The organism is Alteromonas sp. KUL17 (assembly GCF_006538305.1).
Taxonomy (GTDB): domain Bacteria; phylum Pseudomonadota; class Gammaproteobacteria; order Enterobacterales; family Alteromonadaceae; genus Alteromonas; species Alteromonas macleodii.
In genome coordinates this window covers 34,103-41,312 of record NZ_BJKJ01000036.1, presented here as the reverse complement: position 1 = coordinate 41,312, position 7,210 = coordinate 34,103, and the positions used below count along the sequence as shown (strand labels likewise).

5 protein-coding genes and 1 pseudogene are annotated in these 7,210 nt (G+C 46.9%); 1 reads left to right on the top strand and 5 read right to left on the bottom strand.

What is annotated here, in order from left to right; all coding sequences use genetic code 11:
• Positions 1 to 294: 294 nt before the first annotated feature.
• Positions 295 to 1,359 (bottom strand): LysR family transcriptional regulator, encoded by a 1,065-nt coding sequence (locus KUL49_RS19695; RefSeq protein WP_131138355.1) that lies wholly within the window; start codon positions 1,357 to 1,359, stop codon positions 295 to 297.
• A 167-nt stretch (positions 1,360 to 1,526) separates the two neighbouring features.
• On the opposite strand from KUL49_RS19695, the gene KUL49_RS19690 reads away from it, so the two are divergent.
• The gene (locus KUL49_RS19690; RefSeq protein WP_131138354.1) at positions 1,527 to 2,042 is read left to right on the top strand and encodes a lactoylglutathione lyase family protein; all 516 of its coding nucleotides are present in this window, start codon (positions 1,527 to 1,529) and stop codon (positions 2,040 to 2,042) included.
• Between the two features lie 146 nt (positions 2,043 to 2,188).
• On the opposite strand, the gene KUL49_RS19685 is transcribed toward KUL49_RS19690, so the two are convergent.
• The 4 genes and pseudogenes from KUL49_RS19685 to KUL49_RS19670 all read right to left on the bottom strand — a co-directional run bounded on the left by KUL49_RS19685 (position 2,189) and on the right by KUL49_RS19670 (position 7,064).
• Positions 2,189 to 2,830 (bottom strand): MBL fold metallo-hydrolase, encoded by a 642-nt coding sequence (locus KUL49_RS19685; RefSeq protein ID WP_131138353.1) that lies wholly within the window; start codon positions 2,828 to 2,830, stop codon positions 2,189 to 2,191.
• Positions 2,779 to 4,230: an APC family permease gene (locus KUL49_RS19680; protein WP_242633901.1), complete on the bottom strand. Its 1,452-nt coding sequence runs from the start codon at positions 4,228 to 4,230 to the stop codon at positions 2,779 to 2,781. The genes KUL49_RS19685 and KUL49_RS19680 overlap by 52 nt, the downstream gene beginning before the upstream one ends.
• On the bottom strand, positions 4,227 to 5,927 hold the full coding sequence (locus KUL49_RS19675) for an amidohydrolase (protein WP_131138352.1): 1,701 nt from the start codon (positions 5,925 to 5,927) through the stop codon (positions 4,227 to 4,229). The genes KUL49_RS19680 and KUL49_RS19675 overlap by 4 nt, the downstream gene beginning before the upstream one ends.
• A 96-nt stretch (positions 5,928 to 6,023) precedes the next feature.
• A pseudogene (locus KUL49_RS19670) lies at positions 6,024 to 7,064 on the bottom strand (serine/threonine dehydratase).
• Between the last annotated feature and the right edge of the window lie 146 nt (positions 7,065 to 7,210).

Below are 7,210 nucleotides of genomic sequence, written 5' to 3'. Positions count from 1 at the left end.
ATGTTTTTCAAAGGCTTTAGTATTAACTCCTCGACCTATGCTGGTTACAGTTGCAGCGCTTCCATTAAGTAGGCTTTTGACGCACGCCGTGACCGCATTTAGACGAGTTTTATGCATATTGTAGCTGACAAGCGTAACGACTTTGTTCACAATAGATGGAGCATTCATGGCTGTTTGGCCTCAGTGATTTTTGGCGATTGATCTGATCACTAAACGTCATGAATGTTCCTATTTTTTTTATCTCACTGATATCGTTATACTATTTGTGGGATACCTCAGACTCTGACCCCATTTTTAACCCAATACTTGGGTGATTGCTTGTTTAACTGCTTGGTAGCGGGCGGGTAGAGCGCTGTGGGGTGTTTGAACACTGTATAGGGGCTCGGTTACTTCATTTTTAGCTTTGTAGACGGTAAGTTTGTCGGCAAAAGAGACAAAGTCTAGTGTGCTGGTGGGCAGCACGGTGTAACCCAACCCTTCGCTTACGGGCAGTAGAATTTGCGAAAGCTGGTTTATGTAGCCGGCATGAGGCAACTTATTCGGATTAACGTTAGCTAACTCAGCTTCTCCACAATCGTTAAAATAGCGCTGCAAGTAGTGCATAGCATCAGGGTGATTAATAAGCCCTAGATGCCTGATGACGGCTTTTAATGTTCTACCATCATCAGTTTTACTCTTTGCTTTTCCAGATACGCTTGCTACTTTTGCTACCGAACCCGAACCCGAACCCGAACCCGAACCCGAACCCGAACCTGAATCCGAACCTGAATCCGAACCTGAATCCGAAATAAAACCCTGCGCGTTTTCAGATAACCCAGGAACCTGCGCAGCAAGCGCGTCAGGTAGGCTACGCGGTAGAATAAGCCCCAATGCTTCTTCGCCTAAATACTCACTATGTATATCTTCACTCTCTGGCTGGTTTGTCACAATGCCAAGCTCCAGCGTATTGTTCGCAATGCCCGACAAAATTGTGCGTCGAGGCGCGACTTCCACGTGAATATTAAGCGCGCTATGCTGTTTTTGCAGTGCCAGTAAGGCTGGGTAAATACGCTGAGCAATCGCGCCTGAGCAGGCTACTACGCACTTACCTTCAAAAGGGGCGTCAAACTTTAAGCTGGCAATAAAATCTTGCTCTTTTTCCTGCTGCTTCTTGGCATAGTGGTACACACGCTGGCCCTGTTCAGTTAGCTGAATGCCCTTGCCTAAACGGACGACTAGTTCACACTGACAAGCCTCTTCCAGTTTCTTAAGATGCTGACTTACACCTGGCTGGGTCATAAAACGTTGCTCTGCAGTACGCGTAAAGTTCCCCGTTTCTACTAACGTGATGAAGGTGTCTAGCCAAATAGGGTTTATCATTTGGGTATAAATAAAAATTATCAAATTTAGAAAATATCATAATTTCATGTTTTATCTTTGTCTAGCTACTATGTATGCACATTCACTTAAGCGGTGTTCGAGTTGGCCTTGTTTAAAAGGCGGCCGCTTAAGCCATTTCGATAACTTGCACTACATAGGAGTAAGTAATGACTGAAGCAGTAAAAACACCATATCCACGTACGTTTTCTCATATTGGAATTTCAGTACCTGACTTAGAAGCTGCCGTGAAATTTTATACCGAAGTACTTGGCTGGTACCTCATCATGAAGCCAACCGAGATTGTTGAAGATGACTCGGCGATTGGCGAAATGTGTACCGATGTATTTGGTCCAGGTTGGGGGAAATTCCGCATTGCGCACCTTTCAACAGGTGATCGTGTTGGCGTTGAAATTTTTGAGTTCAGCAACCAAGAGAACCCAGAAAACAACTTTGAATATTGGAAAACCGGTATCTTCCATTTCTGTGTTCAAGACCCAGATGTTGAAGGCTTGGCTGAAAAGGTTGTCGCTGCTGGTGGTAAAAAGCGAATGAAGGCGCCGCGTTATTATTATCCGGGTGAAAAGCCTTACCGCATGATTTACATGGAAGACCCGTTTGGCAACATCCTTGAAATTTATAGCCACAGCTATGAATTGCATTATGCGAGCGGTGCATACGAATAAGCATTAGTTGGTAAGGTCTGTTACTTATCGCTTCAAGCTTGTATGTGGCAGGCGTTAAATAAGCGAAAGGCGAGGGCGAAACAAGCAAAAGCTTGTTCAACGCACCTCGCCTTTTTGTTCTTTGACTGCTGATACGACGTGAAGTTTTATCCGAATTGACCCGAAACATAAGGATTCGTGGCCTTTTCGGTTGCAACCGTTGTGGTTGGCCCGTGACCCGGGTAAATCTTCATATCATCCGGCAGCACCATAATTTTCTGTTTAATCGAGTCGATTAATTGCTGATGATTACCTTGAGGGAAATCAGTTCTGCCAATAGAGCCTGCGAAAATGACATCCCCCACAATAACGCGATTACTTGAGCGTTCTACCAGCACCACATGACCAGGTGTATGACCCGGGCAATGCAGCACGTCTAGCGTTAAATTGCCCACTGAAATGGTATCGTTGTCGTTTAACCACTCGTTGGGAGCAAAAGGCTGGGCGGGCGGAAAGCCAAACATCTGGCTTTGCTGCATAAGTGCATCTAGCCAGAATTTATCGCCAACATGCGGCCCAACAATAGGTACACCGTAATGTTCAGCAATGGCGACAGTGCCGCCCACATGATCTAAGTGCCCATGAGTGAGTATAATTTTCTCTATACTCACGCCTTTATTCGATGCAGCTTCAATCAACTTTTCAACGTCGCCGCCTGGGTCGACAAACGCGCCTTTGTTAGTGGATGAATCCCAAATTAATGAACAGTTTTGGGCAAAGGGCGTAACGGGTATAACTTGAATTTCCACGGTTTAACCTTTTGATTCTTTGTTGCTTGGAGCGAAATAAAAAAATAAAGCAGTGCGCCAACCACTAATTCACCCAGTAAAAATAGCCACGCGTTGGTTGACGACTGTGCAATAGACCATGCGCAAACCGCTAGTGCGACAAAGGGTATCAGACGTCGAAACAGGTTTACAGGGCTGACGAATGGGCCTGCAGAACCTTTAAGGTAAGCGTCTTTCTCAGAAGTATCTTGCTGCATGCAGGCTTGTGAAGAAGCGCTCTGCAAGGAAGCCCGCTGAGCTTTCATCAGCACCACTACACACACGGCGTAAACCACAAGCCGGGCAAGCACACTGGAAATAGCTAACCACACAAAGCTACCGCTAAGTGCCATAGTACCTGCAAACATTCCCAGTATTAATATGGAAACTGCTGGGGTAGCAAAGGGCGCATGAATCTCGCCTAACTTCTGTCCCAATTTACCTGGAATAAGTGACTGCTGGGCCATAGAAAACGTTAGCCGAGACGTAGAAATCATATTTGCCAGTAAGTTACCGGCAACCGACACCACGGCGGTTAGCGTCATTATAAGCGCCCCAGTTTCGCCAAATATCATATTGGCGAGTGCAATAAGTGGTGCGCTATCCGGCTTTGCAGGCCCTACAGTGTGCCAATACAGCCACTGCACGCAAAAGTAAAATATGGCGATACCTGAAACCGTAAGCATTAAAGCCCGAGGTATGGTCTTTTTTGGTGAACTGGTCTCGCCGCTCGTGACCACTACCGTTTCAAAACCAATAAAAGCGTAAAGTGTAAGTAGGGCACCGGCAGAAATGGTGTCAAATGCAGGCACAACGGTTTCCGAAGAACGTACTAACGCAGTAGAAAAATCGAGCTGCCAGTAGCCAACCGCGATGAGCGCCACGAAAGGCAGCAGTTTTAGCACCGAGATAGTATCAAGTGAACGCATGGCGGCTTTAAGGCCGACAATATTCACTACGATTAGTGCTGTGGTAAGCGCGATAATAGCGAATGATTTGCCTATTCCCGCATTTAGTTCGGGCCACACATAGCCGGCGTATAGCAATAACACGTGCATGTTGGCTGCAATCGCGGTTGCGCGAGCTAAATAGTAAATAAAGCCAGTTTGAAACGCCGCTGCGTCGCCGAAGCCTTTCTGGGCGTACACCACAGGTCCGCCGGTTTCTTGGTACAGCGCCGCTAGCTGCCCAAAACACCACACAATGGCCAGCATTAGCGCGCCAAAAATCAAAAAGATGTAAGGGCTGAAAGCGCCGAGCTCAGCGGCCATTTTAGCGGGCAGAGCAAAAATGCCCGCCCCAATAAGGCCATTTAACACCAAAAGGGCAGCGCCAATGCCGCCAATCCCTTTGGTTAACAGGCTTTTGTTTTCGCTACTCATTTAGAAGAAACTTCTTCTCCAGCCACATAAGTTGCGTGTACTTCGGTTTTCCAAATGTCTTTGGCATCAATGGTAAAAATATCTTGGTCGACCAAGATAAAGTCTGCCCATTTTCCTGGCGTCAGTGTGCCCAAGGTATCTTCCATGTGCCCTGCGTAGGCAGCATCTAAAGTAAACCCTTTAAAGGCTTGTTCGATGGTTAACGCTTCGTGGGCATACCAACCTTTTACGGGGTGATTGTTTCTGTCTTGTCGCGTAACCGCAGCGTGAAGCCCGTAAAATGGGTTAGCAAGCTCTACAGGGAAATCAGAGCCTAAGGGCAGTGCAATGCCCGAATCGAGTAGCGTTTTCCACGCATAAGCGCCTTTCATACGATCTTTGCCAAGGCGATCTTCCGCCATGTTCTTATCGCTGGTGGCGTGAGTAGGCTGCATGGAAGGTAAGACCTTCAGCGAAGCAAAGCGGGCTAGGTCGTCAGGCGCAATCACCTGTGCATGCTCAATGCGGTTGCGCAGTTCGCTGCCGCCAATACTCTTAAACGTGGTTTCAAACTCGTTTAGTGCAACATGGTTAGCCTTATCACCAATGGCATGGTAGTTTAGCTGGAAGCCTGCACCGATAACTGTGGTAAACAGTTGGGTCATGTCCTCTGGTTGAGTTAACAGCAATCCATGTTGATGCGGCGCATCTGAATAAGGTTCAAGCAATGCAGCGCCTCGGCTACCTAATGCGCCATCGCCATAGGCTTTAACCGAACGAATATATAGGAAATCGTCTTTGTCGCGAATGGTGCCGTTGCCTAGCATGGTGCTGAGATCAGGGTCTGTAGCACTCACCATAGCGTAAATACGCACGGGCAAGTCACCTTCTACTGCTTCTTTCAAATAGAAATCGTAAACGTCTCTGTCTATGCCAGCATCGTGCATTGACGTAACGCCATTTGCTAGTAAGTGCTCACCTGCTGCTTGTAATTGTTGCTCGTAAATAGCGTTGCTTGCTTTAGGCAAGTGCGCTTCTATTAATTGCGATGCATTATCAATGAAAACACCGGTAGGATTACCGTCAGCGTCTTTAATGATTTCGCCTCCTGCAGGCGATGGGGTGTCTTTCGTTATACCCGCAATTTCCATCGCTTTACTGTTCACCCAGGTAGCGTGGCTGTCTACGCGAGCTAGTGCCACAGGTCGGTCAGAAATTACTTTATCTAGATCAGCCGCTGTTGGAAAGGCTCTGTCAGACCACAATTCCTGGTTCCAACCGCGCCCGGTAATCCAAGCTTGTTGTCCATTCGCAAATGCGTATTCGGCAACTGTCTTTGCCGCGTCTTGAGCACTGCTACTTTCTCGTAAATCGACTTCCAACAAGTTTGCGCCTAATCCAAGCAAATGCCCGTGAGCGTCGATAAGCCCGGGTAGCATGACTTTGCCTTTGCCATCAATAGTGCTATCGACAGGCGTGGTGCCTTTTTCGATATCTAATGCAACCACTTTGCCTTCATCAATGACAAGGTTTTTAAACGTAATCAGTTTGCCACTTTCATTTAACGTATAGCCTTTTACGTTCTCGACTAGCGTTGCAGCATCTACCGTAAGCGTGGTGGTCATAGCACCTAACGTTGCCGCTGTTGCAAACGTTGCGGTGAGTAATTTTGAAAGCGAGTGCTTTTTAAATGTCAGTGCCGACAATGTAGAGTTCATAGTGAGTTTCTGCCTTTTTTACTTCTGTTTTATTCTTTGTTTTTTAGTTTGTATACCGAGCTGCTCGAGTTTCAATAGCTACGCACTAACGCAACGCTATGCCTCAACACGCTCAGTTTCTTCAAGTTCATCTTCGTCATCAAGGTCAAGGATAGGAGGCTGCAGCAAAAAATCTCTCTCCCAAATCTTAGCCATACTCGCCTGACTTATGTTTCCACCACTCAATATAACAAGAGCCGTTTGCCCAGGCGGGGTGTTGGCAGCCCAAGCCGCTACTGCAGCCATGGTCATCGCACATGTGGGCTCTATATGAAGCTTTAATAAATGATGTAGCCATTGGGTCCAATAAGCAATTTGCAGCTCGTCCACTTCATAGAAATCATCTATTTCTTGCAATATAGGGAACGTAACATCGCCAACAGAAGGCGTGGCAGCGCCGTCTGCTAAGGTATTTGGTGCATAGTCTAAGGCAATGATCTCACCAGCTTGCAACGACATAGAGGCATCATTCGCCTCGGCAGGCTCGGCGCCAATGACCAATGCATTTGGCTGTAGTGCGCGAGTTGCCAGTAATGAGCCCGACAATAACCCTCCGCCACCACACGGCGCAAAGACAGCATCCACCTCACCAATTCGTTAAGCGCTTCCAACCGTTGCCGTGCCTTGTCCTGCCACAATATCCTGGTGGTTAAACGGCGGTATCCAGACCGTGTCTGGAGCTTTTGAGGCTTGCTCTACAGCAGCGTCTGCTTCTGGACGGGTAGGGAATAGTTTTAATTCAGCACCATAGCTTTGCGTAGCGGCAGCTTTAATTGGTGAAATGGTCTCGCTTGCGAAAATAGTGGCCTTAATACCAAAGTGAGACGCTGCATAGGCTACTGCCTGAGCATGATTTCCAGAACTATTGGCAACTACATGCTTCGGTAAACGACCTTCCTCTTTCAAGCGGGCTAAAAAATTCATAGCGCCGCGAATTTTGAATGCCCCGATGGTCTGTAAGCACTCCGCTTTAAACAAAATGCGGTTGCCCATCCACTTATTGAGCAACGAAGATTCCATAATTGGCGTGTTCTTTACGTCGCCTTTTATACGTTCATAGGCTTGTTTTATATCTTCGAAATTTGGGGAAATACTCATTAAGTCACGCTCTTTTCATTTTGTTTTTTTATGGGGTAGCGCCGACAAGGGCCTTTACGCACTAAAAGGAAATCGGAAGCCTTACAGTGCCAGATACTATTAGATAACGCCAGAGCCTAAACCATATAAGACAATTCATATTTATT

Bases quoted from the DNA above. Each gene is read 5' to 3' on its own strand.
- KUL49_RS19695 (WP_131138355.1), bottom strand. From the start codon at position 1,359: ATGATAAACCCTATTTGGCTAGACACCTTCATCACGTTAGTAGAAACG.
- KUL49_RS19690 (WP_131138354.1), top strand. From the start codon at position 1,527: ATGACTGAAGCAGTAAAAACACCATATCCACGTACGTTTTCTCATATT.
- KUL49_RS19680 (WP_242633901.1), bottom strand. From the start codon at position 4,230: ATGAGTAGCGAAAACAAAAGCCTGTTAACCAAAGGGATTGGCGGCATT.
- KUL49_RS19675 (WP_131138352.1), bottom strand. From the start codon at position 5,927: ATGAACTCTACATTGTCGGCACTGACATTTAAAAAGCACTCGCTTTCA.